The sequence below is a fragment of the Plantibacter sp. CFBP 8775 genome, assembly GCF_014839505.1.
GTDB lineage: Bacteria > Actinomycetota > Actinomycetes > Actinomycetales > Microbacteriaceae > Plantibacter > Plantibacter auratus.
Genome location: NZ_JACYNV010000001.1, coordinates 151,221 through 177,641, shown reverse-complemented (window position 1 = coordinate 177,641; position 26,421 = coordinate 151,221). Strand labels below are relative to the sequence as shown.

The window sequence follows — 26,421 nt, the reverse complement described above, 5'->3', positions numbered from 1 at the left end:
TCGGACATCAGTCATCCTGGCAGAGCACAGGAGGTCGCACAGTCCCCGGAACGGCGGACACCGTGCTGTCGGCGTTGTCGTCCAGCACGCACGAACGCCCGGCCCCTTGGAGGGGCCGGGCGTCCGAGTGCTGTGTGGAGGCGCTTACGCCTTCTTGTTGCGGGTCAGTGCGCCGTAGATGAGCAGCACGACGATCGATCCGCCGATGGCGAGGAGCCACGTCTGCAGCGAGAAGAACTCCTGCAGGTTCGCGCCGAAGAGGATGCCGCCGAGCCAGCCGCCGAGCAGTGCTCCGACGACGCCGAGCAGCAGCGTGATCAACCAGCCGCCGCCCTGACGGCCCGGAAGGATTGCCTTGGCGAGGGCGCCGGCGATGAGGCCGAGCAGCAGGAAGCCGAGAAAACTCATGATGTCTCCAAATGTGATTACTGGATCGAACGGGGTGCCGGTCGACCGTGTTACCGCCCCCGCCGGTGGGCGGGGGCAGCCACTGTATCGCGAGGACTAGTGCTTGAACGCGTCCTTGACATTCTCGCCGGCCTTCTTGGCGTCGGCCTTCGTCTGGTCGGCCTTGCCCTCTGCGACCTTGCTGTCGTCGCCGGTGACCTTGCCCAGAGCTTCCTTCGCCTTGCCCGCGAGGTCCTCAGCGGCGTTCTGGATCTTGTCCGATGCACTCATGGCGTTCTCCTTCGTCTGCGTTGGAAACCGGTGATGATGTCCGGTCATCGGGTAAGACGCAGCTCGGCGGGCATTCGTCACGGAATCCGTCGAAAAACTTCCCGGGCGCCGGCGGAGTGCGATCGAATGCGAGACTGGAGGTTCGTGTTCCGCCAGGCAGCGCCGCCGTCCAGACCCGCCAGGAGGTGAATCGCTTGAGGACAGCACCCCCTCGCTCGGGCTTCGCGCGCTTCCTGCGTGTCGTCCGCAACACGATGTTCTGGATCATCGGCGTGATCCTCGCCATCGCGCTGGTGATCTTCGTCTGGTTGCAGCTGACCCCGTGGCCGGGCTCGATGGTCATCCGCATGGCCTTCGACGAGCGGGCGAAGGTCGTGCAATCCGACCTCGTGAAGTACGTCCCAGACGGTGTCGACGTCCGACAGGACATCCCGTACCGCTCCGGCGACGCGGACGCGCTGCTCGACGTCTACACGCCCGACGGGGTGCGCGGCAGCGGTGCCGCCCTCCCGACGATCGTGTGGGTGCACGGTGGAGCGTGGATCTCCGGCAGCAAGGAACTCATCTCCAACTACATGCGCGTGCTGGCCGGCGAGGGGTACACGGCGATCGCGGTCGAGTACACGATCGCGCCAGAGGGCCAGTACCCGTTGCCCATCGAGCAGGTCGCCGACTCGCTCGGCTACCTCGACGCCAACGCTCGCGCACTCAACGTGGATTCGTCCAAGCTCATCCTCGCCGGTGACTCCGCCGGTGCCCAGATCGCCGCCCAGGTCGCGAACGTGGTCACGAGTTCCGAGTACGCCAGCTCCATCAAGGTCGAATCGCCGATCGAACCGGAGCAGCTCGCCGGGGTGGTCCTCGCCTGCGGGGCCTACGACCTCAGCCTGGTCAACGCCGAGGGCAGCTTCGGGTGGTTCCTCGACACGGTGCTCTGGTCGTACTTCGGAGCGCGCGACTACAAGACCCGACCGGAGGTGGCGTCCGCGTCCGTCGTCGACTATCTGACGGCGAAGTATCCACCGACGTACATCACGGTCGGCAACTGGGATCCGCTCTACCCGCAGTCGGTCGAGTTCAAGGCGAAGCTCCAGGGCCTCGGTGTCGACGTGCAATCGATGATCTTCAACCCGGACTTCCGACCGGGGCTCGAGCACGAGTACCAGTTCCTGCTCAACGACCAGGGCCGGTTCAACCTCCAGCGCATGGACGCCTTCATCGACGGCGTCACCGACACGAGTCTGCCGTTCGGCCAGCAGGGTCCGCCCGTCCGCTGAACGATCGGCGTCAGGGCAGGCGGATGCGTTCGCCGTCCTCGACGAGACGACCGTGGAGCACCGCCTGGGCGAGCGTGAGGTCGAGCCAACGTCGAGCGGTCTCGCCGAGGCGACCGTAGCCGAGCACGGACGCCGCCTGCATCGGCAGCTGCTCGCGGTCGACCTCGTGCTCGGGGCTCGCGGTGATCACGAGCTCCATGGCGTTGCAGATCTCCGCGGGACTGATGTCGGTGACCGCGCGGTGATCGCGATGCACGACCCGGCGGACGCCTCGCCACGTGACGACGTCGAGTCCGGTGGGCCAGGCGAAGCCGTTCTGGACGACGAACGCCTCCGTCACCAGCGCTGACAGCTCGGTGCGGGACTCCTCGGACGGTCGGTCGACGCCGAAGCGCCGGGCGACGATGGTCACGAGTCGCGGGACGGCGATCGGGCCCTCGGTCGTGAGGATCGTCGATGCGACGCGGGTCACGGCGGCCTTCGTGAGCTCGAGGTTGTCGAGGACGGACGCGGGGCCGATGACGGAGTCGTCGGCGAGCTCGAAATCGGTGATGGCGACGCTCAGGGGGACGACCGGGGCCGACGCGGTGACGGGGAGGGCGACCGGGTCGACCAGGCCGGTCGTGGACCGGTCATGGGCTGGTGCTACCTCGCCGACGTCCGGGCCGGCGACGGGCGTCCGGGGTGCGTGCGCGTCGCGGTCGTCCAGCGGCGCCGAGTCGTCGGGCTGCTGAGTAGGGGGTGTCGGCGTCGCCCGGGATGTGGGATCCGGCGTGCGCCGTGGCGAGTGGTCCGCTGCGGACTCGGCGTCGTTCGTGTCCGGCGTGGCCGGCGTCGAGGGGTCCTCCGAGAGCGCACGTTCAGCGCGTTCGCGCCAGGCCTTCGGGAGCCATGTCGACTTCGCGACGAAGCCGTTCCACCCGCGACTCACGGTGCCACGCTCCGCTCGGAGCGCGGGCTGGCAGAGCGACGATGCCCTGCGGGGTGGGTCGACGAGGTCAGAGGTGGCACCTCCACAGGATAGACCGCGGCGGACGTGCGCTCAGCTCGCCGTCTGCCGACGCGCCTCACGTCGGCGCTCGCGTTCGAGGTCGGCGGCTGCAGCCTCGGCAGGCGTGGGAGCCGTTCCGCCCAGGGCGCGAGGTTGCCACCACGCCCCGGTCCCATCGACGGGATAGTCGCGTTGCAGCTCGTCGACCATGCCCTGCAGACGGTCGCGGAGCTGCTCGGTACTCGTGCCGACGTCATCACCGGGCGCGACGATGATCGGCTCGCCGAACGAGAAGTGCACGGGGACCCCGAACCGCTCGCGGAAGCCGACCCGGTGGTTCTTCGTCATGAGGCGATGACCGCCCCAGACCGCGACGGGGATGATCGGCACGCCGGCCTCCTGCGCGAGGCGCACCGCGCCCGACTTGAGCTCGCGGACGGTGAACGAGGCGCTGACACCGGCCTCGGGGAAGACCCCGACCAGCTCGCCGCTGCGGAGCGCTGCGACGGCGTCGGCATAGGCGGCCGCACCGGCACGCATGTCGACGGCGATGTGCCGCATGCTCCGGAGGAGACGGCCCACGATGGGCTGGTCGAAGGCACCCTGCTTGGCCATGAAGCGGATACGGCGGCGGTTGTGGAGCACGGTCGCCCACTCGACGAGTGCGAACTCGAGGTACCCGAAGTGGGTCATCGCGACCACCGCGCCCCCCTCGTCGGGGAGGTGCTCGATGCCGGTGGCGTGACGGCGCAGGCGCCAGAAGCCGAAGAGGGAGCGACCGACACCGACGGCGGTGTCGTACACGGGCTCGATGCGGCGTCTCATGGCGACACCGTACGACAGGGACCTGGGGAAGTACCGGGCTGGACACCTGGGGAAGGACCGGGCTAGGGGCGCCTCGGGAACCCTTCGCCGGCGGACCGCACGCCCGATACGATCGCAGGATGACGGTGACGCAGACGGGCCGCTCCCGCGGCAGTTACGCCAAGACGGCGGCGAGACGCCGGGAGATCCTCGAGGCGGGGATGGACGTCTTCGCCGAGCAGGGGTTCCGCAGTGGATCGCTCCGCGAGGTCGCGGAGCGCGTGGGCATGAGCCAGGCCGGCCTCCTCCACCATTTCTCGACCAAGAACGATCTACTCGCCGCGATCCTCGACTTCCGGGACGACCGGGATCGCGAGGAGTCCGGCATCGAGATCGGGAGCGGCATCGAAGGCATCCGCGGGCTCCTCCGCCTCGTCGAGCACAACATGCGCGTCCCCGGTCTCGTCGAGCTCCACTGCGTCCTGTCCGCCGAGGCGACCTCACCGGACCACCCGGCGCACGAGCACTTCGTCCGGCGGTACAGCTGGTTGATCGACGGGATGACCGTCTCCTTCGAGGTGATGGCGCGCGAGGGCCAGCTGGTGGCCGGCGTCGAGCCTGCGAGCGCGGCACGCATGCTCATCGCGATGATGGACGGTCTCCAGCTGCAGTGGCTGCTCGACCGTGATTCGGTGGACATGGCCGAGGAGACCCGACGTTCGCTGCGGCCCCTGTTGACCGTCGAGCTGTAGCCCGCGCTCCCCCGCCGTGACCGGGAATTCTCCACATCCGGCGTCATCCATCGGTCCACAACTCATATCTGATATTAGAGTTGGGGTGGCTGCGGGACAACGCGGAGGGGAAGTCCTTATTTTGACTAATTCAAAACAACTCGGTACGGTGGCTGCATGAACGGATTGGAGGTGGAGTCGGCGACGTTCGACTTCAACACGAAGATCCGGGCAGCCGGGCTGCGGGTGACCACGGGACGCCTCGCCGTCCTCGAGATCCTCGCCCGGACACCGCACGCTGATGTGGAGCAGGTGGTCGCGTCCTTGAAGCCGCGAGCCCCGCAGACCTCCCCACAGGCCGTGTACAGCGTGCTCAACGCCTTCGTCGCAGCCGGTCTCGTGCGCAGGATCGAACCGGACGGCCATCCCGGCCGGTACGAGCTGCGCGTCGACGACAACCACCATCACCTGGTGTGCAGCTCGTGCGGCGCCGTGGTCGACGTCGACTGCACGCAGGGTGCGGCGCCATGCATGCACCCCGACGACACGGCTGGGTACGTCATCGACACGGCCGAGATCACGTTCTGGGGCGTATGCCCCGCGTGCCAGGCGGATGCTGCCTGACGCCGTTCCACAGACCACTCGACGGCACCTCCATGCCGATCGTCAGCTGTCACCGCCAAGGTGGCAGTGCTGAATCCATCCGACCGTCCGACCAGCCCCACCCTCGAGGAGAGACATGTCCGAGACCAGCTACACCACCACCAACAGCGGAGCACCCGTCGCGAGCGACGAGCACTCCCAGAGCGTCGGCGCAGACGGAGCGATCGCGCTCCACGACCACTACCTGGTCGAGAAGCTCGCGCAGTTCAACCGCGAACGGGTGCCGGAGCGTGTCGTCCACGCCAAGGGCGGCGGTGCGTTCGGACGGTTCGTCACGACCGGTGACGTCTCCCAGTTCACGCGCGCCGCGCTGTTCCAGCCGGGCGTCGAGACCGAGATGCTCGCACGCTTCTCCACCGTCGCCGGTGAGCAGGGCAGCCCCGACACCTGGCGCGACCCCCGTGGCTTCGCGCTGAAGTTCTACACGAGCGAGGGCAACTACGACCTCGTCGGCAACAACACGCCGGTGTTCTTCATCCGCGACGGCATCAAGTTCCCCGACTTCATCCGCTCGCAGAAGCGTCTCCCGGGTTCGCACCTGCGCGACCACGACATGCAGTGGGACTTCTGGACGCTCTCCCCCGAGAGCGCGCACCAGGTCACCTGGCTCATGGGCGACCGCGGTCTGCCGGGCTCCTGGCGCCACATGGACGGCTTCGGGTCGCACACCTACCAGTGGGTCAACGCCGCAGGCGAGCGGTTCTGGGTGAAGTACCACTTCAAGACCGACCAGGGCATCGAGATCCTCACGCAGGACCAGGCCGACCAGATCGCCGGCGAGGACGCCGACTTCCACATTCGCGACCTCTCCGAGGCCATCACGCGAGGGGAGCACCCGAGCTGGACGCTCTCCGTGCAGGTCATGCCCTACGCCGACGCCGCGGGCTACCGCTTCAACCCGTTCGACCTCACCAAGGTCTGGCCGCACAGCGACTACCCGCTCATCGAGGTCGGCAAGATGACCCTCGACCGCAACCCGGAGAACTACTTCGCGCAGATCGAGCAGGCGACCTTCGCGCCGTCGAACTTCGTCCCCGGAATCGCTGCGAGCCCCGACAAGATGCTCCTGGCCCGCATCTTCAGCTACGCGGACGCACACCGCTACCGCGTGGGCACCAACCACGCACAGCTGCCGGTCAACGCGCCGCACGCGCCGATGCACACGTACTCGAAGGAAGGCGCCATGCGCTACACCTTCAACGACGCGGACGCGCCGGTCTACGCACCCAACTCGGTCGGTGGCGCCCACGCCGACCCTGCGCGTGCCGCTGAATCCAACGGCTGGCAGTCCGACGGCGAGCTCGTGCGGGCAGCCGCGACGCTGCACGCCGAGGACGACGACTTCGGCCAGGCCGGGACCCTCGTGCGCGAGGTGCTCGACGACGCCGCCCGCGACCGTCTCGTCGGCAACATCATCGGCCACGTCTCGAAGGTGACGCGCCCCGAGCTCCGTGCGCGGGTCATCGCCTACTGGACCGCCGTCGACGGCACGCTGGGCGCGCGCGTCGCAGCCGGCCTCCCGCCGCTCGTCTAGAGCTCACCGCCGAACACGCGGAAACGGTCGCCATCCTTTGCGGATGGCGACCGTTTCTGCGATCTCGTGGGTTCAGACGCCCATCGGGCCGCCACCACGGCGCGGAACGCCGCCGGTGCCTTCGGCCAGGCCTCTCGCGCGTTCGCGCTCGACCTCCGCGTCGTTGTCGTGCGAATGGTGTTCGTCGGCCGAGCGCGCGGCGCGGTCTCGCCGTGACACGTACCAGACGGCCGCGATCGCCAGGAGGACGAGCGCGGCGAGGATGACGATGGTGCCGATGTCCATGTGATGCTCCTCTCCTCGTCCATCGACCCTAACGAGGCCTCAGATGCACGCAACCCCCTCGCCCGACGGGCGAGGGGGTTGCGGAACGGGGTGTGTGATCAGCCGGCGACCTGTTTGGCGCGGGCGAAGACCTTCTCGATCTCCTCACGACGACCCGGCTGCTTCAGGGACAACGGCGAGGGGTGCGGAGCGTTGAAGGCGCTGTAGGTGTTGCCGAGCAGGGGCTCGACGTGCTTCCACCAACCGTCCTGGGCGTGGGGTCCGCAGAGGACGACGACGCGCAGGTTCTTGAGGAGGGGCAGGAGGGCACGCAGTTCCATCGCTCCCTGAGCGACCTCGGGCGCGTTCGGCTTCTTCCGCCCGGCGCTCAGGTACCACGGGACGATGTTCCACACCATGACGTCGTCGAAGCCGATGTCGTTCCGCAGATTCCAGAGGCTCTCGGCGATCGGGTCGTCGTTGTCGACCGAGGCGAAGCCGGATCCCGGGGCGTCGAGGCTGTCGGGGGCCAGGGTCCCCGGGGCGTCGAGGAGGATCAGTGTCTTCGCGTTGACGGCCGCATCGGCCGGGTCGACGAGCGGGAGGACGAGGTCCGCCTGCCGCCGTCCTCGGCGGGTCATCATCGCGTCCGACCAGTCGCGCAGCGGCGCGAGTGCCGGCGACTCGGCCAGCATGCGGTGTCGTTCGGCCAGTTCGTCGGGGTCTTGCAGCCCGCGAGGGGCATCCATATGCATCTTCCGAGCGTAGCCCGTGACGGCTGCCCCGTCATCGTCTGAGCCGGTTCTGAGGGTGAAGATGCTGCACAGGACGGCGGATCCGTGCCCGTCAAGCCGGCGTGGCCCGGGTTGACGCGGGCCTAGGCTGGCCAGGATGACTGACGAGCGAACCGCCCCCGACGACCGGACGAAGTGGCGCGCGTTCGCCATCTGCGTGTCGGTCGCCGCCCTCACGATCCTCGACCTCTCGAAGGTCAATGTCGGACTGCCGTCGATCGAGCAGGCGCTCGACGCCGGCCCGACCGCCCTGCAGCTGATCGTCGCCGGGTACGCCCTGGCCTTCGGTCTCATCCTCGTGCCCGCCGGGCGTTACGGCGACCTGCACTCGCGGCGTCGCATGTTCATGATCGGCCTGAGCGTGTTCGGGGCGGCCAGTCTCGCGTGCGCCGTCGCACCGAGCGTCGGCATCCTCATCGGCGGGCGGATCCTCCAGGGCATCGCCGCGGGTCTGCTGATGCCGCAGGTCATCGGGCTCATCCAGCAGTTGTTCGTGGGGAAGGAGCGCGGCCGCGCCTTCGGGCTCTTCGGAGCCATCATCGGCCTCTCGACGGCGTTCGGACCGACGCTCGGCGGTCTGCTCATCGCCATCGGCGGCCCGGAGGACGGCTGGCGCCTGCTCTTCTGGATGAACGTCCCGCTCGCGATCATTCTGTTGCCGATCGCCGCCCGATTGCTGCCCAAGCAGCAGCCGCACGAGGCGGGTGCCGGATCGCTCGACCCGGTGGGCATCGTGTTCCTCGGTCTCGCCGTGCTGTCGCTCATGCTGCCGTTCGTCCTGACGACCGGTTCCCCGGGCGACGACCCGGCGCGTTGGTGGTTGCTGGTCGCGTTCGCCGTCTTCGCCGGCCTCTTCGCCTGGTGGGAGGGTCGCTACCAACGCGCCGGGAAGACACCCGTCGTCGACTTCTCCCTGTTCAAGCTCGGCAGCTACCGCAACGGCGTCCTGATCTCCACGACGTACTTCGCGGCGATGCCGGCCACCTTCCTCACGCTCACGCTGTTCGTGCAGCAGGGGCTCGGGCTCGAGCCGGTCTTCGCGGGCATGATCACGATCCCCTTCGCCCTCGCCTCGGCCGTCAGCTCGTGGTTGAGCGGGCGGGTCGTCGACCGCCTCGGACGCCCCCTGGTCGTCGGTGGGCTCGTACTGGTCGTGGTGGGGTTCAGTCTCAACTCGCTCCTCGCGTTCATCACGCCCCCGGAGATCACGCCGTACGCGATGGGTGCCGCGATGCTCCTGGCCGGCATCGGCGGCGGCGCGGTGATCTCTCCCAACCAGACGCTGATGCTCGCGGACATCCCCGTGGCCTCCGGTGGTGTCGCCGGATCGATCGGTCAGCTCGGCCAGCGCATCGGCACCGCGGTCGGGCTCGCCGCCGCGACGGCCACCTTCTACGCGACCGTGTACTCGGAGAACGGCGGCGATGCGTCGGGCGCCTCGCTCGACGTCTATCACGACGCGTACCGCAACAGCACCCTCGTGACGATCGGCTTCGTCGTCGTGGCGCTCGTCTTCGCGCTGCTCGACACCCGTTCGCGGAAGGTCAACGCCGTCGCACCCGAATCCTCCAAGTAAGGGTGACCTGAGTTAGGGTAGCCTCAGTCGCGGCCGCCGGAGCCGCCGGAGGAAGGGGCTCGAGTGGCTCGCACGAATGCCGAGACGGCGCGCATCAAACCCGAGGCGGCGACACTCCTCACGCTGCGGGTCGTCCGCCGCTCGCGTATCTCGCCGAACATCGCCAGGGTCACCCTCGGTGGCGGTGACATCGCCGACTTCACGTTCCTCGGTTACGACCAGTGGTTCCGGTTCTTCATCCCGGTCTCCGAGGGCGGGCTCGAGCGGCTGCCGACCAAGCTCGACATGCTGGCCTACGCCAAGTACCTCGCGATCTCCAAGTCCGTGCGACCGGTGCTCCGGAACTACACGGTGCGGGATTTCCGGCGCGACGGGCCCGACGGGCCGGAGCTGGACGTCGACTTCGTCATCCACGGGTCGGCCGCCGAGGGGACTGCGGGGCCTGCGGCGAGCTGGGCCCAGTCATGCGAGGTGGGCGATGCGGTGGCACTGCTGGACGAGGGGCGCATGTTCAACCTCCCGGCCGACGTCGACCGGGTGCTGCTGGTCGCGGACGAGACCGGACTCCCCGCCGTCGCAGGCATCCTGACCTCGCTTCCGGCGTCGACCGTCGGGACGGCGATCGTCGAGATCCCCTCCGCCGCCGACGCGCAGGACGTGCGAGTCCCGGACGGGGTCGAGCTGCGATGGGTGGTCCGAGAGGATCCGCACGACATCCCTGGACGAGCGGCGCTGGCGGCCGCGACGGCCCTCGGCGTGCCGCCCAGCCCGTGCTACGGATGGGTCGTCGGAGAGCAGTCCCTGGCCGCGAACGTGCGTCGGCTCTGGGTCCGTGGTGGCATGCCGAAGGACCGTGTCATGTTCTGTGGCTACTGGAAGGCCGGCAAGGCGCACTGATCGGCCGCTGGTGTCGGCGTTCTGGTCGACCTCGCCGCTAATTGGGTCGATCGCCCGAATTCGGGGTGTCCCCGACGCGCTGGGCTGACGGCTCCACTAACCTCACGACATGCCTTCTCCCGCCGGTGCGACCGGAAACACGATCGGCGCGCTGCCGACCGGCGTCGCGACGGGTCTGATCCGGACGGTGACCGGTGGATCCGCCGACCGGGCGTTCGAGGTCGATGTCCCCGAAACAGCCTCGAGCGCTGCGGACACGTCGTCGCACTCGCACGACGCCCTCCGCAGCTGGGACGTCGTCCGCTCCACCTTCCGACCAGGTGAGGCCCTGACCTTCGACGAGCGCTACCGGTACGCCCAGCTCCCCCTGATCGACGCCGACCACCCGCTCGCGCTCGCGGCGAGTCCTGACGGCGTCTACCGTGGCGGGCGGTACGCCGAGGCGCGCCTGGCGGTCGTCGTCCCCGTCCCGATCGAACGACTGTTCGTCGATCCGATCTTCCTGAGCTACGAGGCCGATCTCGCCTCGGCACCCTTCGCCCCCAAACTCGCACGAGGCATCGAGCTCCGACGCGCCCACCGCTTGCACGCGACGCTCTCCTCCATCGATGCGGACTCCGGGTTCCTCGACGGGCTGCGGACGAGCGTCGGCGCGTTCACGCCCTTCCGGGTCAGGCTGGCGGGCCCCGTCATCGGCGGCTTCAACCGCGGACGCTGTTACCTCCCCGCCATCGCGGACGCCTTCGGCCCCATCCAGCGGGCCGTCGGTGGGCGTCCATCACCGCTCGTCGGGGTGGGCCTGCACCACTTCCGCGATGAGCTCGACGCTGCCGAGACCGCGGCGCTCGCCGCATTCCTCGAGCGTTGGCGCGACGTCACCCTGTTCGAGTGGACGGTCACCGAGCTGGCGATCACCTCGACCAACGACGATCTCGTGCTCAGTGGACGCACGCTCGCGCGCATTCCGCTCCACGCGGCCGACTGACACGCCGCGTCTCCGGGGTCAGCTCGCGGTGAGTCGCCTGACCATCGGGAGGTCGGGGGTCGCCCAGTCCAGTCCGAGGAGCTGTTCGCGGGTGACCCAGCGCAGTTCGTCATGGTCCGTGCTGTGGACCGGGGGTGCCCCTCGGAAGACGACCTCGTAGCAGGCGAGGTCGATGACGAGCTCGCCCACGGTGACGGTGGAGCGGTCCAGCAGCGCCCCCACAGCGACGTCGGCGTCGAGCTCCTCGCGCAGCTCACGAGCCAGCGCGTCCTGCGGTTGCTCGCCGGGCTCGACCTTGCCGCCGGGGAACTCCCACAGTCCACCGGACGCCCGCCCGGGTGCCCGCCGACATGCGAGCACGGTGTCGTCCTGTGAGGCGACACCCGCGACGACCTGGATCGTGGTGGTCATCATGCGCTCCTGTCCCGTGGCGTCGTGGTCGCTGTCCAGGCTAGGGGACGCGGGATTGAGGGTGCCCGACGCCGCTCCACAGACGGCTCCCCCTCGGCTGACGACAGCCTGCGTCCCGCGGCGGCGCCGTGGTCGGTGGTGCGTGCCAGACTGACAGCGATCGGAGGCGGACCAGCCCCCGCAGTAGTCGTCTCGAAAGGCACCCACCGCACCGATGTTCCTCCTCGACGGTTCCGCCATCACGAGCGCCAGCGACCTCTCCAACGCCTCCTACTGCGAGTTCGCCTTCCTGCGCACGGTCGACGCGAAGCTCGGTCGGATCGAACCGATCGTCGAGCCCGAGGACGAGATGCTGATGCGCACCTCCAAGCTCGGCGACCAGCACGAGCTGCGCGTCCTCGAGTCGTACCGCGCCGAGTTCGGCACCGGCGTCGTCGAGCTCGACCGCCCCGACGTCCGAGACGCGGTGGCGCTCGCCGCAGCCGTCGAGTCGACGATCACGGCGTTCCGCGACGGAGCCCCGGTCGTCTTCCAGGCCGCGTTCTTCGACGGATCGTTCATCGGCTTCGCCGACTTCATCGTGCGCCGGCCCGACGGCCGGTATCGCGTGCAGGACACCAAACTCGCGCGCTCACCGAAGGTGACCGCCCTCCTCCAGCTCGCCGCCTACGTGGAGCAGCTGGAGACGGCCGGGATCCCGGTCGACGACGACGTCGACCTCATCCTGGGAGACGGCACCGTCAGCACCCACGCGGTGGCCGACATCCTGCCGGTGTACCGTCGCCGCCGTGCGCGCCTGCTGCGGATCGTCGCCGAACGGCTCGAAGCCGACGCCCCGGTGGCCTGGGGCGATCAGCGCTACAGCGTCTGCGGACGATGCGCGTGGTGCGACGCCGAGATCACAGCCTCACGCGACGTCCTGCTGGTGGCCGGGCTCCGGTTGACGCAGCGCGACCGCCTGCTGGCGGCCGGCATCGCCACGATCGACGATCTGGCGTCGCTCACGCTCACCGGGTCGACCGAGCGACCAGGGCCGCACGGGCCGTCGGGTGGCGCCGGCGGGACGGTCGACGGCATCGCCGAGAGCACGCTCGCTGCGCTGCGCGAGCAGGCGCACCTGCAGCTCGAGCCGTCACCCGCCGCCGGCGTGCCGGCGTTCCGCGTGCACGACGCCGCGGCGCTCGGGCTCCTGCCGCAACCCGATCCGGGCGACGTCTTCTTCGATTTCGAGGGCGACCCGCTGTACACCGAGGGCGAGCCGGGCGACTCCCGACGGGGCGACCGCACGAGGTGGGGCATCGACTACCTGTTCGGCCTGGTCGACACCGACGGCCGGTTCCGATCCTGGTGGGCGCACGACTTCCATGAGGAGCGCACGGCCCTGATCGACTTCCTCGCCTACCTCACCGCCCGCCGTGCCGAGTTCCCGGGCATGCACGTGTACCACTACGCCGCCTACGAGCGGACGCACCTGCTCTCGCTGGCCGCCCGGCACGGGGTCGGGGAGGACACGATCGACGACCTCCTCCGCGAGGCCGTGCTGTTCGACCTCTACCCGTTCGTCCGCAAGACGGTGCGTGTCGGATCGCGGTCGTACTCGATCAAGAAGCTCGAGCCGCTCTACATGGGTGAGGACCACCGCGACAGCGACGTCACCGACGCCGCGGCATCCATCACCGCCTACGCGGAGGCGCGCGAGCTGAGTCGGAGCGGCGACCCGGAGCTCGTCGCCGAAGGCGAACGGAAGCTCGCCGAGATCGCCGAGTACAACGCGTACGACTGCGAGTCGACCCGTCGGCTGCGGAACTGGTTGCTCGACCTCGGTGCGGAACGGGGCGTGCTGCCGGGCACCTTCGTCACCGACGCACCTGAGCCCCTGGTGGACGAACCGACGCCGCTCCACGACGCGCTGACGGCGTTGGCCGGAGACCCCCTCGACCCCGAACGCTCCGACGACGCCACCGCGTATGCGCTCGCGGCGGCCGCCATCGACTACCACCGGCGTGAGCACAAATCGTTCTGGCAGGAGCACTTCTCCCGACTCATCGCCGCGCGCGACGAATGGGAGGACACCCGGAACGTCTTCACCGTCACCTCGGGAATTGTCGAGCGCGACTGGTTCCGCGAGGGACGGCAGCGCAGCGACCGCCGTCACGTCCGACTCCGCGGCCGATGGGCTCCCGGCAGCAGTGTGAAGGTCGGCGCCGACCCGTTCGCCGTCTACGACCACCCGGGACCGTACACGCTCCCCCGCGCCGAGCCCGGCTCGCGACCGGCGGGGCAGATCACGGTCCTCGAGGTCGACGACGACTCCCTGCTCATCCAGGAGACGCTCAAGACGGATCGTGAGCCCTACACGGAGCTGCCGGTCGCGCTCACGCCGTCTCCTCCCCCGCGACCCGGAACACAGGTCGACGCGATCGCCGAGTGGGGGCAAGCGGTCCTCGACGCCTCTCCAGGGTGGCCGGACGACGGCGTCGTCGACATCCTGCGGCGACGGCCGCCCCGCACGAGCTCGGGTGAGCCGCTCCCCCACCGCGGAGACGGGCGGACGATCGAGGACGTGACCGCCGCGTTGCTCGACCTCGACGACTCGGCGCTCGCCGTCCAGGGGCCGCCCGGAACCGGCAAGACCTACGTCGCCTCGCACGTCATCACGGCCCTCGTGCAGCAGCACGGCTGGCGGATCGGGGTCGTGGCGCAGTCGCACGACGTCGTCGAGAACCTCCTCGAGCGTGTGGTGAAGGCGGGGCTCTCCCCCGCGCTCGTGGCGAAGACCCTACGATCCGGTGCCGACCCGGATGCTGAGCGCGGCTACACGGTCCTCCCGGCCAATGGTCATGGCGCGTTCATGGCCGAGCAGACCGGCGGCTTCGTCATCGGCGGGACGGCCTGGGACTTCAGCAACCCCAACCGGTTCGACCGGAGATCGCTCGACCTCCTCGTCGTCGACGAAGCCGGTCAGTTCTCGCTCGCCTACACGATCGCGGCGAGCGTCGCCGCGCGGAACCTCCTGCTCCTGGGCGACCCGCAGCAGCTGCCGCAGGTGAGCCAGGGGACGCATCCCGAACCGATCGACACCTCGGCCCTCGGATTCGTGGCCGACGGTCGCGACGTCCTCCCTCCGGAACTCGGCTACTTCCTCCACGAGACCTGGCGGATGGATGCCGCGGTCACCGAGCCGGTCTCGCGGTTGTCGTACGGCGGCGAGCTGCGCTCAGCAGCGGCCACGACGAAGCGGCGTCTGGAGGGTCGTGCGCCGGGACTGCACGTCGTCCCGGTCCACCACGTCGGAAACGCGACGAGTTCGCAGGAGGAGGCCGACCGCGTCGCCGAGCTCGTCCGGTCGAGCATCGGGCTCCGTTGGACCGATCCGGATGCCGGCCGCATCGACGACCCGGTGGGCGAGGCCGACATCATCGTCGTCTGTCCCTACAACGCCCACGTCGCCGTCGTCCGAGCGACGCTCGACGCGGCCGGGTTCGACGGGGTGCGCGTCGGGACCGTCGACAAGTTCCAGGGTCAGGAGGCCGTCATCGCGATCGTGTCGCTGGCCGCGTCCTCCCCCGCCGACGTCCCGCGGGGCATGTCGTTCCTCTTGATGAAGAACCGACTGAACGTCGGGATCTCCCGCGCCCAGTGGGCGGCGTACCTCGTGCACTCCCCCGCGCTCACCGAGTACCTGCCGGTCACGCCGGAGGGCGTGGCCGAGCTCAGTGCCTTCATCCGGTTGGTCGACGGCCACTGACCAGCTCCGCCGGGGCTGCGGAGGGGCGAGGATTCCGTCGCGCCGCGTCGGTGCGACCGTTCTGCGCCGCCTTCGCGAGCCACCGCTGACGCTGCTCCACGGTCGAATCCTTCACCCGACCGAACCGGTTCACGGCGACCGGCTTGATCCCGCAGAACCGGAGGGTGGTGGTACGGAGTTGCTTCACCGTCGTGTCGCCGACGAGCGGCAGGTACCACGAGGGCGAGTCCGACGTGACGATCACCCGCCCGGTACGGCCCGCCAGCAGCCCCTCAGGGAGGCCGTTGGACTTCATCCGGTAGGCGCGACGGGGCAGCAGCAGGCGATCGAAGAACCCCTTGAGCAGTGCGGGCATCGATCCCCACCAGACCGGAGCCACGATCACGATGTGGTCCGCGGCGAGGATCTGCTCCCACGCCCGTTCGAGGTCGGGTTCCAGGTCTTGACGGCGGGTGTAACCGAGGCGGAGGTTCGGGTCGAACGCGAGGTCGCGGACGGCGAGGACGGTGGCGTCGCCGTGCGCCTCCGCGTAGCTGGTGGCGAGGGCGGCGCAGAGGGACCCGGGGTTCGGGTGTCCGTCGATGACGAGGGCGGGCATGAGTTCTCCAACAGTTGTAGGTCTGGACAGTGCCAAGAATCTGGACACTGTCCACTTCCGGCTGGAACCGACTCTACGGGTACGATGTTGCTTGTGTCAAGATCGACGACGACGTACCACCACGGCAACCTCGGGCCGGCGCTCGAGGACGCTGCACTCGAACTCATGCGGACGCAGGGCCATGCTTCGTTGAGCCTGCGGGAGGTCGCACGCCGTGCCGGGGTCAGTCACAACGCGCCGTACCACCACTTCGGCGACCGGACCGCGCTCCTGAAGCGGCTGAGTGAACGCGGCATGGCCGAGCTCTTGGACGCCATGCGCGAAGAGCGGGAGGCGACGGCGGGTCGAGACCCACGGGAGGCGGCCGTCCGGATCGGTTCGACGTATGTGCACTACGCGGCGCAGCACCCGGAGCGGTTCCGCCTGATTTACGACCCCGAAGTCTGTGTCCCCGGCTCACCGAGTGAGGCTATGGCGCCACTCATCGGAGGCGTCGAGGCGCTGCTCGCCGAGACGACGGCGTCGCTGGCCCCCGGCGCCGAGCCGCAGGTCATCGCCGCCCTGACCACGGCGGTCTGGGCGGCGGTCCACGGGCTCGCGGAACTCGTCGTCGCCGGACACATCTCCGAGGCAGCGGCCCGCCCTGCGCTGGAGGCGTTGCTCACGCGACCCTGAGGTGGCGTCTCGCATGGAGCCTGTACACGATCGTCATCCGGGAAACGGTCGGGAAGCTCAAAGGTCGTTCATGGTCGAACCAGACGATTCACTCGGATTGCGGGAGTCAGATGATCTCAGCACCCCCGCCGAGAGGAATCCCCGTGAACACCACCCCAGACCCAGAACGCCCTGAGCCGCGTCCAACGGACGGCACTCGAGCGGCGGAGACGCCACAGTCGTCCCCCGCTCTCGATCCGTACCAGCCGCCCACCGGCTCGTACCAGCCCCAGCCCGGTGTGGACGTCACTCCCCCGGCCGGCTACCCCGGGAACACGGCCGCGGGTGGTCAACGACGCGAGCCCACGACGCCCTTCGGTTACGCGACGGCTCCCCACGCGACGAGCGGTCAAGTGTGGCCCGGTCATCACCAGGGCCCGCAGGGTCAGTACGGACCGTACGCCGCCGGCCAGGGCCAGTACGCGCCCTCCGGCACCTGGCAGCCCCAACCGTACGGACAGCAGACGATCCCTCAGCCGCTGTCGACCACGGGTACTCCCGCGAAGAAGCAGCCCATCGGCTGGATCATCGCCGCTGCGACGGCCGCCACGGTCGTGTCCCTCGTGACCGGTGGCCTCGGCCTCGCTTCGCTGGCGGCCGGCGCGTTCCAGAGCGTCGCCGCCTCCTCACAGGTGATGGAGACGGTGCCGGACGACGGCGGTCAGAGCTTCCGCGCTCCCGGTGGGCAGCCTGGGCCGCAGCAGGCGACGCCGGATGCCGCGACGGCGAACACCCGGAGTGCCACCGCCGCTGAATCCGTGGGAGTCGTCGACATCGACACCGAGCTGGCCTACCAGGGGGCCGCCGCCGCGGGAACCGGGATGATCCTCACCGCCGATGGCCAGATCCTGACCAACAACCACGTCGTCGCGGGAGCGACGAGCATCGTCGTCACCGTCGTGGCGACCGGAGAGAAGTACGACGCACGCGTCGTCGGGACGGATGCCACGAACGACGTCGCGCTCCTGCAGCTCGACGGCGCCTCAGGGCTGGACACCGTCACGATCGACGACGACGGCGGCGCAGCCGTCGGTGACGCCGTCACCGGGGTCGGGAACGCGGGAGGCACGGGTGGGACGCCCAGCGCGGCGGACGGGTCCGTGACCGCCCTCGAGCAGGACATCACGGTCCAGGATGAGGCGACCGGGGCGGGCAAGCAGCTGACCGGATTGATCCAGACGGACGCGGACATCCAGTCGGGCGACTCCGGCGGGCCGCTCTACGACTCGGAGGGCGAGGTCGTCGGCGTCGACACCGCTGCCTCCTCCGGTGGGACCGACATCGACGGATTCGCCATCCCGATCGACGACGCGTTGTCCATCGTCGACCAGATCCGCACCGGCGTCGAGACCGATACCGTCTCGATCGGCTACCCGGCCTTCATCGGGATCGGGCTGGCCGCGTCCGGCGCAGCCCAGACCGTGCCGGGTGCCGTGGTCGGTTCGGTGATCGAGAACACGCCGGCGGCGTCGATCGGCCTCGCAGCCGGCGACGTCATCACCGGCATCAACGGTGCCGCCATCGACTCCGCTCAGACCCTGACGGCGACCATGGCCACGCTCGAGCCCGGCCAGACGGTCTCCGTCACCTGGACCACGGCGAGTGGGACCTCCCAGACCGCTGACGTGACGCTGATCGAGGGCCCGGTCGGCTGATCGCGCGCTCGGGACGCTCGACGACTTCTCACCTCCGGCCCGCCGCCGGATCCGAGGAGTCGTCGACGTCTGCCCAGTAGGCTCGGGAGGCGGTGCCTCGCCGCGTCCACCGGAAGGAACCGCTCGTGACCCGCTTCCTCGGAGTCGACCTCGCCTGGGGCGAGGGGACCGGCTCCCGCGCCGCGAACGAGTCGGGACTGGTGTGCATCGACGAGACCGGGACGGTCATCGAGGCCGGGTGGGCCGTGGGCATCGACGCCGTCGTCGCCTGGATCGTCGCCACCGCCTCACCGGGCGCCGTGATCGCAGTCGACGCCCCTCTGCTCGTCCAGAACGAGACCGGCATGCGTCTCTGTGAACGTGAGGTCGGGCAGCGGTACGGGCGCTGGCAGGTCTCGGCCTACCCGTCGAACCTCGGCCTGCCCGCGCTCGGTGGTGTCGCGCTCTTCACGGCGCTGGAGGCGGCGGGGTTCCAGTACTTCGACGGACTGAGCACGCCGGCGGCGGATGCCGTCGTGTTCTTCGAGGCCTATCCCCACACCACGTTGGTGGGTGCCGAGGAGTTCGGGTATCCGGATGCGCGGCCCCGCTACAAGCGCCTCGACCCCGGTCTCCCCGTCGCCGAGCGACGGCGACGCCGCGCGGAGGTCTGTGACGACCTCATCTCGCGCCTGCAGGCGCTGACCTCGGCGACTCCGCCACTCGACCTCGACACCCACCCGGTGACGGCGCTCCTCGTCGCGGAACCGTCGCCGCTGAAGGAGTCGGCGCACAAGCACCGCGAGGACCTCATCGACGCGGCCATCTGCGCGTGGACGGCATCCGCTTGGTCCCGTTGGGGGCTCGAACGGTTCCAGGTCCTCGGTGCCTCGGATGCTCCGGACGACCGTGGGCGTGTTCCGACGCTCCTCGCGGTGGCGCGACCCGAACAGCGCCCCAAGCCGGACATTCCGCTGTCGGCATATATCACTTCTTGTCCAGGACTGGCATCCTCGCCACCATTGGAGCCCGTCGCGCCGCAAGCCACAACAGTTCACAACCTCGATGAAGGACATATGAAGAAGAAGGCATACGCTCAGGACGACGCTCCGGCGGAATCGAACACGATCGAGTTCGTCCCCGGCGGAGCGGCGAACGCCGACGCGTCACCCGCAGCCTCGACGCGAGCGCCCTCCCCCGCTCCGACGACCGTCGAACTCCTGCGCAGTGCCACCTGGCACCTCGAGCACGCACGGGTGGTGGGCCACCCCGACGACGTCGAGTTCGAAGCGGCGAGGTCGGCGTTGGCGGAGGCCGTCTTCGACCTCGAGCACGTCCAGTACGGGGAGACGACTCGCGGCTAGGGCACCCGTCAGGCGGGTCCTGAGTCCGATCGGCGCCGCGCCGCCCGGTCCGCCCGTGCGCGTCGTTCGAGGATGTCGTTGCGAACCCAACGGATCACCAGCGACATGGCGAGCGACAGGAACAGGAACGCCGCCGCGCCCAGGGCGTAGGAGATGAAGTCCGTCGGGATGAACGTCGTGCCGAGCACGAGCGCCGAGGGCGGCCACTGGTCCGCGAGTGCGGCCGGCACGCCCGTGGCCTGGAAGCACTCGATCGCCGCCGAGAAGCCGAACGCGCCGAGGGCGATCTGCCACAGCGGACGCCGTGGGGCGGCGAAGGCCAGGAGGAGCGCGACGAGCACCGTGTAGAGCGCGTTGGTCACGGGGTTCGCCCAGGCCGCTGCCACCGACCAGTGCACCGTCAGCCCGGCGACGATCGTGATGATGGCTGCGCCGAGGAGCAGCGCGCGCTTGAGCGAGGTGGCGGGGCGTGGCCCCTCGTCCGTCTGGTCGGGTGCGTCGGTCATGCTTTCGTCCTCCGGGTGCGTCGTTGTCGCCCGCGGGCCCAGTCACGGGCCTCGGTTCCGGAGAGGGCGAGGATGATGGAACAGTCGACCGCGAAGCCGATCAGGTTGGTCTGCAGCGTCAATCCGCCGGCGCCGGCGACATAGCTCGCGGCGAGGGTGGCGATGGACGTCGAGCTGAAGGTCATGGCGAGCAGGCGCGCGAGGTTGCCTCCCCGATGGACCCGCCAGGCGAGGACGAGGTAGCAGAGCGTCACCACGGCCGACAGGGCCAGCACGGCTCCGACGACCCACGGGATGAGGACGACGTCGTCGGCCGTCGCGGCCGTCGCGCGGGCCTCCGAGATGACCTGCTTCCAATCGGAGACCAGGAGGACACCGGAGAGCACGGTGGACAGTGCCGCGACGACCATAAGGACCACACCGACGGTGGTGTCCAGGGGCCGCGGGTCGCCGGCCCGGATGAGGGAGCGCGTCGGGGGAGCGTCGGCGGCCGGCAGGGTCGCCGCCGCCGGCACGACCACGGCGCTGAGATCGATGATCGGCAGGTCGCCGTCGGTGACGATCGCGTCGCCTCCGCCGTTCCGCGAGTGGTAGCCGGTGGAGAAGTTGTCGATCACGGACGTCGACGCCCCGAGGTCCGCGGCCGCGATCGACGCGACGATGTGATCGCGTTCGTCGTCGACGTCGTCGGCGATCCGATGGGTCACCTGCAGGGTGAAGACGCTGATGCCGACCGATCTGTCGTACGTCCCGGCGGCCAGCCAATCCGCCTGGTAGCCGCCCGGGAGCAGCCAGCCCTCGGGGGTCGGCCAGAACCGGACGTGGTGCCGCTTCCCCGGACTGCCGTCGACCTCCTGCTGGTAGCAGAACGCCTGGGGACGACCGAACAGGTAGAGCGACGAGACGGGTGCCTCGGAGTAGCTGCGCCTGGTCAGCGTCGAGGTCACGATCCGCAGGTTCGCGCGCAGGCCGAGGTCGTCGGCGAGCGTCCAGCCCGCCGAGAGCATCGCCATGTGGATCTGCTCCTCCCGACCTCGGAGGCCGAGGTTCACGGGATCACCGAGGATGCCCTCGCGCGTGCGGGTGCGTCCGATGAAGTAGTCAGGCAGGTAGACGCGCGACAGCACGGTGTGCAGGCGGGGGAGGATCAGGTAGGCGATGACGAGGTAGATGACGAGGATGAACCAGGCTTGGGCCCAACCGCGGGCGAACGCCTCGGTGAGCAGCACGTACGCCAGGAAGACGGCCGCCGCCGTGCCGAAGGCGAAGAACCAACCGTCGACGATGCGTGCGATCCGTCCGCGACGATCCTCGGACAGGCCGCTTGCGGGCCCGATGAGGTCGCTGCGGGTCTTCGTCACCCGTCCAGGGTAGGGCCTGGTGCATCCACGTGCCGGGTGCGTGGGTGGTGGGAGGATGGTGGGATGGACTCCGTCGCCCACATCACCGACCTCGCCGACTTCATCGTCGCCTCGCCCACCTCGTATCACGCGGTCGCGGAGAGTGCTCGGCGCCTCACGGCGGCCGGCTTCACCCGGCGGCTCGAGACCGAGTCCTGGGACGGCGGCGCCGGCCGGTTCTTCGTCGAACGCGAGGGCGCGGTGATCGCCTGGGTGCAGCCCGAGCAGGCCCACGCCACGACGCCGTTCCGCATCCTCGGCTCGCATACCGACTCGCCGAGCTTCAAACTCAAGCCGAAGCCGACGACCGGCGCTCACGGGTGGCTGCAGGCCGGCGTGGAGGTCTACGGGGGACCGCTCCTCAACTCCTGGCTCGACCGCGAGCTCGAACTCGCCGGACGCCTGGTGACGCTCGACGGCACCGTGCACCTCGTCCGGACCGGTCCGTTCCTGCGCATCCCGCAGCTCGCCGTGCACCTCGATCGAGGTGTCAACGACGGCCTCGTCCTCGATCGCCAGCGCCACCTGCAGCCGGTGTACGGGGTCGGCGACCTCGCCTACGCCGACGTGCTCGCGCACCTGGCGACGATCGCAGGTGTCGACCCCACCGCGATCGCCGGGTACGACGTGCTCGTCGCCGACACCCAGGAGCCTCGGCGATTCGGTCTCGACGGTCAGCTGTTCGCCGCCGGACGCATGGACAACCTGACCTCGGTCCACGCGGGACTCGCGGCGTTGCTGGCCGCGAGCGACGGGGGAGCGACGGACGACGCCGGACACATCACGGTCTTCGCCGCCTTCGACCACGAGGAGCTCGGTTCGGCCTCGACGTCCGGTGCCAGCGGTCCGTTCCTCGACGACGTCCTCACCCGCATCGGCGCATCGCTGGGCGCGACGACGTCCGAACGGCTCCAGGCCTATGCGGCCTCCTGGTGCCTGTCAGCAGACGCCGGCCACGCGATCCACCCGAACTACCCGGAGCGCCACGACCCGGCCAACCGTCCGATCGCCGGTGGCGGGCCACTGCTCAAGATCAACGCGAACCAGCGTTACGCCACCGACGCCCTCGGGGCCGCACTGTGGGCCCGGAGCTGCGCCGCCGCAGGTGTGCCCTCGCAGGACTTCGTGTCGAACAACACGGTGCCGTGCGGCTCGACCATCGGTCCACTCACCGCGACACGGCTCGGCATCCGGACGGTCGACGTCGGGACGCCGCTGCTGTCGATGCATTCCGCCCGCGAGCTGTGCCACATCGACGATCCGACCGCCCTGAGTGCAGCGGTCCAGGCGTTCTTCCGAGGCGCCTGAGCAGCGCCGCAGCAGGACATCCGCGCGGGAACAGGACGCCCGAAGGCGGACGGTCCTGCTGCGGCGCTGATCTCCGGCTGCGGGGCCGGCCTCAGCCCAGTTCGCGCAGTCGCAGACGACGTCCGTCGGGGCTCGCGTCCGGGTTCACCTCGACGAGGTCGGAGCGCGAGTTGATGAAGTCGCTGAACGAGCGGTAGCCGAGCGGCTTCTCCTTGAACGCCGGATCCATGCGGATCATCTGGTTCTTCACCTCGGCGTTCAGCAGCCAGTCCTCGTCGTCGTTCTTGGCGTGCACGAGGCGGAGCGCCCGCACGAGGAGCTCGGTCGCCGCACGCTGTGCGTCGGGGCCGGAGGGGTCCGCGGTCTCCTCGTCGGTGTCGTCCAGGTCGTCGGCGTCGCGGTGGCTGAAGACCGGTTCAGTGAAGAGGCCGCCGATGCGGGGAGGTGTCTGGGCGACCGGCGCTTCGGCCGTCGGCGTGGACCCGGACGAGGCGCGACGACGCCCGCCGGACTTGGGCGCGGACTTCGGCGCCTCCTCCGGGGAGACCTCCGCCGTGCTCTCGACGGCGGCAGGGGTCCGGGGCGTGCGCGTGACGACCGGCCGGACGATCCCGGGGATGTCGTCGTAGTCGGAGAACTCGTCACACGCCGCCATGAGCGCACGACTCGTCGCACCGGCGACACCGATCCCGATCACGTGGCGACCGAGGCGTCGGCAGCGCTGCGCGAGGGAGATGTAGTCCGAGTCACCGGCGACGATCACGATGTGGGTGAGGTCGGGGAGGCGGAAGAGGTCCTCGACGACGTCGACGGCGAGGCGGATGTCGGCACCGTTCTTCATCGCCTTCGTCGTGGGGAACATCTGCGTGAGGTCGACCGCACGGTCCACGAGGTCCTTCTGATACGCGGAGTTGACCGGCTCGGACCAGTCGGCGTAGGAACGGCTGATGACGATGTTCCCGAACGACGAGGTGTAGTCGAGGATGGCGCCCACGTCGACGCGAGCGGCCTGCAGGCGCTCGGAGATCTCGTCGCCTTCGGGTGCGGCGGAGGGCACGTGGGACCGCGCGCGATCCCGGCTGAACGCCGCCTTCCCGTAGAGCTGGTTGTAGCGCGAGATGACGATGTTGTCGAAGTCGATGTAGACCGCGACTCTGGGCGTTCCGGTTTCTGCCATGACTCCATCATCCTCTGGTGGCCCGCGAATCGGCGACTTCAGTCCTCCACAGCCCGGCTTGCGGGGCTCCTCTCCACCGCCGCTGCGCCGGCCAGGCCGTGACCGACCTGGGCTGCGTACCGTGGTCGCATGCCCAGTCACGCCGTCGACATCTTCAGCCCAGGGTCGCAACCCAAGTTATACCCGGTTATACTCTCACCTGTGAAGACCGCCATCTCGTTGCCTGATGAACTGTTCACCCGCGTCGAGGCTCGCGCCGCCGAGCTCGGTGTCAACCGGTCCGAATTCTTCGCGGCGGCGGCGAGTCGGTATCTCGACGAGACCGATGCCGCCGGTCTCACTGACGCAGTGGACACCGCGCTGCGGCGTGCGGGAGTCGCTTCAGCGGAGGAAGCACGGGGCGTCGCCGCGGCCGGACGCGACCGCCTTGCCGAACTCACTGCCGGAGACGATTGGTGATCCGCCGCGGTGACATCCGGTGGGTCGATCTCGGCCCTCGCGGACGGGGGAGTGCGCCCGCCGGTCGGCGCCCGGTCGTCGTCGTCCAACATGACGCCTACACGCGGAGCGCACTCCGGACCGTAATCATCGCGGTCGTCACGTCGAACACGGCGCTCGCCGAGCTCCCGGGCAACGTGTTCCTCCCTGCGACGGCCTCCGGCCTGCCGAAGGACTCGGTCGTGAACACCACGCAGCTGCTCACCCTCGATGAGGACGACCTCGGTCCGGCCGCCGGGAGGGTTCCCGTCACCCTGTCACTGGATCTGGATGCGGGGCTCCGGCGAGTGCTGCACCTCTGAGGTGGTGCCGGAGCGATCGGCTCAGAGGTGGCCGGTGAGCTTTCCGTGGAACGCCGAGCTTCGTTCGTCGAGTCCGGTGAACACGACCTGCTTGCCGTGTGCGGCGTACTTCTCCTGCACGGCGTCGAGGACGGCGACGCTCGAGGCGTCCCAGATCTGCGAGGCGGTGAAGTCGACGACGACGTCAGTGGGATCGGCCGCGTAGTCGAACTGTTCGACCAGGTCGTTGCTGCTGCCGAAGAACAGGGGGCCGATGACGCTGTAGCGGACGGAGGCGGCGTCGTCCGCGAGGACCCGGCGGACGCGGATCACGTGGGCCACGCGCCGCGCGAAGAGCACCATCGCGAGGACGGCTCCTGCAGCGACGCCGATTGCGAGGTTGTGTGTGATGACGACCACCGCGACGGTCACCACCATCACGACCGTCTCGGGGATCGGCATCCGTCGCAGGGTCGCCGGGCGCACGCTGTGCCAGTCGACGGTCTTGATGGCGACGATCATCATCACGGCGGCCAGCGCGACCATCGGGATCTGCGCCATCACCGGGCTGAGCGCGGTCACGAGCAGCAGGAGGAAGACGCCGGCGACGAAGGTGGAGATCCTCGTCCGAGCTCGGCCCAGTTTGACGTTCACGACCGTCTGACCGATCATCGCGCAGCCGGCGATCCCGCCGTACCAACCGGCCAGGATGTTGGCGACGCCGAGGGCCCACGACTCACGCCCCTTCGACGAGGTCGTGTCGGTGATGTCGTCGACGAGTTTCGCCGTGAGGAGGGTCTCCATGAGCCCCACGAACGCGACGCTCAGCGCGGTCGGCCAGATGATGCCGAGCGTCTCGAGGTTCAGCGGCACGAGCAGCGCGGTCAGGCCGGGGAGGCCGCCGGAGACGTCGCCCTGGTCGCCGACGGTCGGCACGGCGGCGTGCGCGATCATCGTGATCGCGGTGACGACGACGATGGCGACGAGCGGCGCCGGCACCGCGGTGGTGAGCTTGGGGAGCAGCAGGACGATCAGCACCGTGATGACGAACAGGGGGTAGACGAGCCACGGGACGCCGAGCAGGTGGGGGACCTGGGCGACGAAGATGAGGATGCCGAGCGCGTTGACGAACCCGATCATCACCGAGCGGGGGATGAACCGCATGAGCCGGGAGAGACCGGTGACGCCGAACACGATCTGGATGAGGCCCGCGAGGATGACGGCGGGGAGCAGGTACTCCACGCCGTTTTCCTTGACGAGCGGCGCGACGACGAGGGCGACGGCTCCCGCGGCGGCCGTGATCATCGCCGGACGCCCGCCGAGGATCGACATCGAGATGGCGAGCACGACGGAGGCGATGAGGCTGACCTTCGGGTCGACGCCGGCGATGATCGAGAAGGAGATGACCTCGGGGATGAGCGCCAGCGTCGTCACGATCCCGGCGAGGATCTCGACACTGAAGGCCCTGGGGTTCCGCAGGGTCGCGATGACGCCCGGGCTCGGGCGGACGGCGGTGCGCATGGGGGCGTCGGGCTGACTCACCGTGCAAGCCTAGGCTCGTTCGCAACGCAGGACGCACCGGGCGAGT

General features: G+C 69.4%; 26 protein-coding genes. 14 read left to right on the top strand and 12 right to left on the bottom strand.

What is annotated here, in order from left to right:
- Nucleotides 1–144 precede the first annotated feature (144 nt).
- Entirely contained in the window at nucleotides 145–408 is a 264-nt protein-coding gene (locus tag IFR14_RS00850) for a GlsB/YeaQ/YmgE family stress response membrane protein (RefSeq protein ID WP_064294061.1), read from the bottom strand.
- A 96-nt stretch (nucleotides 409–504) separates the two neighbouring features.
- Complete coding sequence (locus tag IFR14_RS00845; protein WP_064294062.1) at nucleotides 505–678, bottom strand: CsbD family protein; 174 nt, start codon at nucleotides 676–678, stop codon at nucleotides 505–507.
- A 194-nt stretch (nucleotides 679–872) separates the two neighbouring features.
- Between IFR14_RS00845 and IFR14_RS00840 the strand changes: the two genes are divergently transcribed.
- Nucleotides 873–1,955 (top strand): alpha/beta hydrolase, encoded by a 1,083-nt coding sequence (locus tag IFR14_RS00840; RefSeq protein ID WP_161578587.1) that lies wholly within the window; start codon nucleotides 873–875, stop codon nucleotides 1,953–1,955.
- Nucleotides 1,956–1,965: 10 nt separating this feature from the next.
- Here the strand turns inward: IFR14_RS00840 and IFR14_RS00835 are convergent, their stop codons facing one another.
- Together IFR14_RS00835 and IFR14_RS00830 are read right to left on the bottom strand one after the other, a co-directional pair.
- Nucleotides 1,966–2,886 carry a hypothetical protein gene (locus IFR14_RS00835; RefSeq protein WP_124767816.1) on the bottom strand — a complete coding sequence of 307 codons (921 nt, stop codon included), beginning with the start codon at nucleotides 2,884–2,886 and terminating at the stop codon, nucleotides 1,966–1,968.
- A 111-nt stretch (nucleotides 2,887–2,997) separates the two neighbouring features.
- Nucleotides 2,998–3,771, bottom strand: a complete 774-nt coding sequence (locus tag IFR14_RS00830; RefSeq protein WP_124767815.1) for a lysophospholipid acyltransferase family protein — start codon at nucleotides 3,769–3,771, stop codon at nucleotides 2,998–3,000.
- Between the two features lie 119 nt (nucleotides 3,772–3,890).
- Between IFR14_RS00830 and IFR14_RS00825 the strand changes: the two genes are divergently transcribed.
- The 3 genes from IFR14_RS00825 (at nucleotide 3,891) to IFR14_RS00815 (ending at nucleotide 6,678) form a co-directional block, all read left to right on the top strand.
- Nucleotides 3,891–4,502, top strand: a complete 612-nt coding sequence (locus tag IFR14_RS00825; RefSeq protein WP_064294065.1) for a TetR/AcrR family transcriptional regulator — start codon at nucleotides 3,891–3,893, stop codon at nucleotides 4,500–4,502.
- 156 nt (nucleotides 4,503–4,658) lie between these two features.
- Entirely contained in the window at nucleotides 4,659–5,105 is a 447-nt protein-coding gene (locus IFR14_RS00820; protein ID WP_191939941.1) for a Fur family transcriptional regulator, read from the top strand.
- Nucleotides 5,106–5,220: 115 nt separating this feature from the next.
- Nucleotides 5,221–6,678 (top strand): catalase, encoded by a 1,458-nt coding sequence (locus tag IFR14_RS00815; protein WP_191939940.1) that lies wholly within the window; start codon nucleotides 5,221–5,223, stop codon nucleotides 6,676–6,678.
- A 72-nt stretch (nucleotides 6,679–6,750) separates the two neighbouring features.
- On the opposite strand, the gene IFR14_RS00810 is transcribed toward IFR14_RS00815, so the two are convergent.
- Nucleotides 6,751–6,963, bottom strand: a complete 213-nt coding sequence (locus IFR14_RS00810; RefSeq protein ID WP_079704298.1) for a hypothetical protein — start codon at nucleotides 6,961–6,963, stop codon at nucleotides 6,751–6,753.
- A gap of 98 nt (nucleotides 6,964–7,061) precedes the next feature.
- Nucleotides 7,062–7,697 (bottom strand): uracil-DNA glycosylase, encoded by a 636-nt coding sequence (locus tag IFR14_RS00805; protein WP_158596626.1) that lies wholly within the window; start codon nucleotides 7,695–7,697, stop codon nucleotides 7,062–7,064.
- 136 nt (nucleotides 7,698–7,833) lie between these two features.
- Here IFR14_RS00805 and IFR14_RS00800 point away from each other — a divergent pair, with 136 nt between their 5' ends.
- The 3 genes from IFR14_RS00800 (at nucleotide 7,834) to IFR14_RS00790 (ending at nucleotide 11,194) form a co-directional block, all read left to right on the top strand.
- The gene (locus IFR14_RS00800; protein WP_124767811.1) at nucleotides 7,834–9,312 is read left to right on the top strand and encodes an MFS transporter; all 1,479 of its coding nucleotides are present in this window, start codon (nucleotides 7,834–7,836) and stop codon (nucleotides 9,310–9,312) included.
- 63 nt (nucleotides 9,313–9,375) lie between these two features.
- Complete coding sequence (locus tag IFR14_RS00795) at nucleotides 9,376–10,209, top strand: siderophore-interacting protein (protein WP_124767810.1); 834 nt, start codon at nucleotides 9,376–9,378, stop codon at nucleotides 10,207–10,209.
- 109 nt (nucleotides 10,210–10,318) lie between these two features.
- Entirely contained in the window at nucleotides 10,319–11,194 is an 876-nt protein-coding gene (locus tag IFR14_RS00790; protein WP_124767809.1) for a hypothetical protein, read from the top strand.
- Between the two features lie 18 nt (nucleotides 11,195–11,212).
- Here IFR14_RS00790 and IFR14_RS00785 read toward each other — a convergent pair whose 3' ends face one another.
- A complete protein-coding gene (locus IFR14_RS00785; protein ID WP_124767808.1) occupies nucleotides 11,213–11,605 on the bottom strand; it encodes a (deoxy)nucleoside triphosphate pyrophosphohydrolase in 393 nt (130 codons plus the stop codon).
- Nucleotides 11,606–11,819: 214 nt separating this feature from the next.
- Here IFR14_RS00785 and IFR14_RS00780 point away from each other — a divergent pair, with 214 nt between their 5' ends.
- A complete protein-coding gene (locus IFR14_RS00780) occupies nucleotides 11,820–15,353 on the top strand; it encodes a TM0106 family RecB-like putative nuclease (RefSeq protein ID WP_191939939.1) in 3,534 nt (1,177 codons plus the stop codon).
- Here the strand turns inward: IFR14_RS00780 and IFR14_RS00775 are convergent.
- Nucleotides 15,328–15,951, bottom strand: coding sequence for an NAD(P)H-dependent oxidoreductase (locus IFR14_RS00775; protein WP_137242957.1), 624 nt, complete (start codon nucleotides 15,949–15,951; stop codon nucleotides 15,328–15,330). The two genes, IFR14_RS00780 and IFR14_RS00775, sit on opposite strands and share 26 nt — an antisense overlap.
- A gap of 93 nt (nucleotides 15,952–16,044) precedes the next feature.
- Here IFR14_RS00775 and IFR14_RS00770 point away from each other — a divergent pair, with 93 nt between their 5' ends.
- The 3 genes from IFR14_RS00770 (at nucleotide 16,045) to IFR14_RS00760 (ending at nucleotide 19,663) form a co-directional block, all read left to right on the top strand.
- Nucleotides 16,045–16,626 (top strand): TetR/AcrR family transcriptional regulator, encoded by a 582-nt coding sequence (locus tag IFR14_RS00770; RefSeq protein ID WP_229939165.1) that lies wholly within the window; start codon nucleotides 16,045–16,047, stop codon nucleotides 16,624–16,626.
- A 143-nt stretch (nucleotides 16,627–16,769) separates the two neighbouring features.
- Nucleotides 16,770–18,320, top strand: a complete 1,551-nt coding sequence (locus tag IFR14_RS20590) for a S1C family serine protease (RefSeq protein WP_342365614.1) — start codon at nucleotides 16,770–16,772, stop codon at nucleotides 18,318–18,320.
- A gap of 125 nt (nucleotides 18,321–18,445) precedes the next feature.
- The gene (locus IFR14_RS00760; RefSeq protein ID WP_191939937.1) at nucleotides 18,446–19,663 is read left to right on the top strand and encodes a DUF429 domain-containing protein; all 1,218 of its coding nucleotides are present in this window, start codon (nucleotides 18,446–18,448) and stop codon (nucleotides 19,661–19,663) included.
- Nucleotides 19,664–19,671: 8 nt separating this feature from the next.
- Here IFR14_RS00760 and IFR14_RS00755 read toward each other — a convergent pair whose 3' ends face one another.
- Both IFR14_RS00755 and IFR14_RS00750 read right to left on the bottom strand, forming a co-directional pair.
- The gene (locus IFR14_RS00755; protein WP_124767802.1) at nucleotides 19,672–20,169 is read right to left on the bottom strand and encodes a ribosomal maturation YjgA family protein; all 498 of its coding nucleotides are present in this window, start codon (nucleotides 20,167–20,169) and stop codon (nucleotides 19,672–19,674) included.
- On the bottom strand, nucleotides 20,166–21,530 hold the full coding sequence (locus IFR14_RS00750) for an LssY C-terminal domain-containing protein (protein WP_342365613.1): 1,365 nt from the start codon (nucleotides 21,528–21,530) through the stop codon (nucleotides 20,166–20,168). The genes IFR14_RS00755 and IFR14_RS00750 overlap by 4 nt, the downstream gene beginning before the upstream one ends.
- 63 nt (nucleotides 21,531–21,593) lie before the next feature.
- On the opposite strand from IFR14_RS00750, the gene IFR14_RS00745 reads away from it, so the two are divergent.
- Nucleotides 21,594–22,877 carry a M18 family aminopeptidase gene (locus tag IFR14_RS00745; protein ID WP_191939936.1) on the top strand — a complete coding sequence of 428 codons (1,284 nt, stop codon included), beginning with the start codon at nucleotides 21,594–21,596 and terminating at the stop codon, nucleotides 22,875–22,877.
- Nucleotides 22,878–22,968: 91 nt separating this feature from the next.
- Here the strand turns inward: IFR14_RS00745 and IFR14_RS00740 are convergent, their stop codons facing one another.
- Entirely contained in the window at nucleotides 22,969–24,054 is a 1,086-nt protein-coding gene (locus IFR14_RS00740) for an NYN domain-containing protein (protein WP_079704288.1), read from the bottom strand.
- 201 nt (nucleotides 24,055–24,255) lie between these two features.
- On the opposite strand from IFR14_RS00740, the gene IFR14_RS00735 reads away from it, so the two are divergent.
- Nucleotides 24,256–24,513, top strand: a complete 258-nt coding sequence (locus IFR14_RS00735) for a CopG family ribbon-helix-helix protein (protein WP_159876470.1) — start codon at nucleotides 24,256–24,258, stop codon at nucleotides 24,511–24,513.
- On the top strand, nucleotides 24,510–24,854 hold the full coding sequence (locus IFR14_RS00730; protein ID WP_342365612.1) for a type II toxin-antitoxin system PemK/MazF family toxin: 345 nt from the start codon (nucleotides 24,510–24,512) through the stop codon (nucleotides 24,852–24,854). Before IFR14_RS00735 ends, IFR14_RS00730 begins: the two co-directional genes overlap by 4 nt.
- A 21-nt stretch (nucleotides 24,855–24,875) precedes the next feature.
- Here IFR14_RS00730 and IFR14_RS00725 read toward each other — a convergent pair whose 3' ends face one another.
- Complete coding sequence (locus IFR14_RS00725) at nucleotides 24,876–26,354, bottom strand: SulP family inorganic anion transporter (protein WP_191941195.1); 1,479 nt, start codon at nucleotides 26,352–26,354, stop codon at nucleotides 24,876–24,878.
- Between the last annotated feature and the right edge of the window lie 67 nt (nucleotides 26,355–26,421).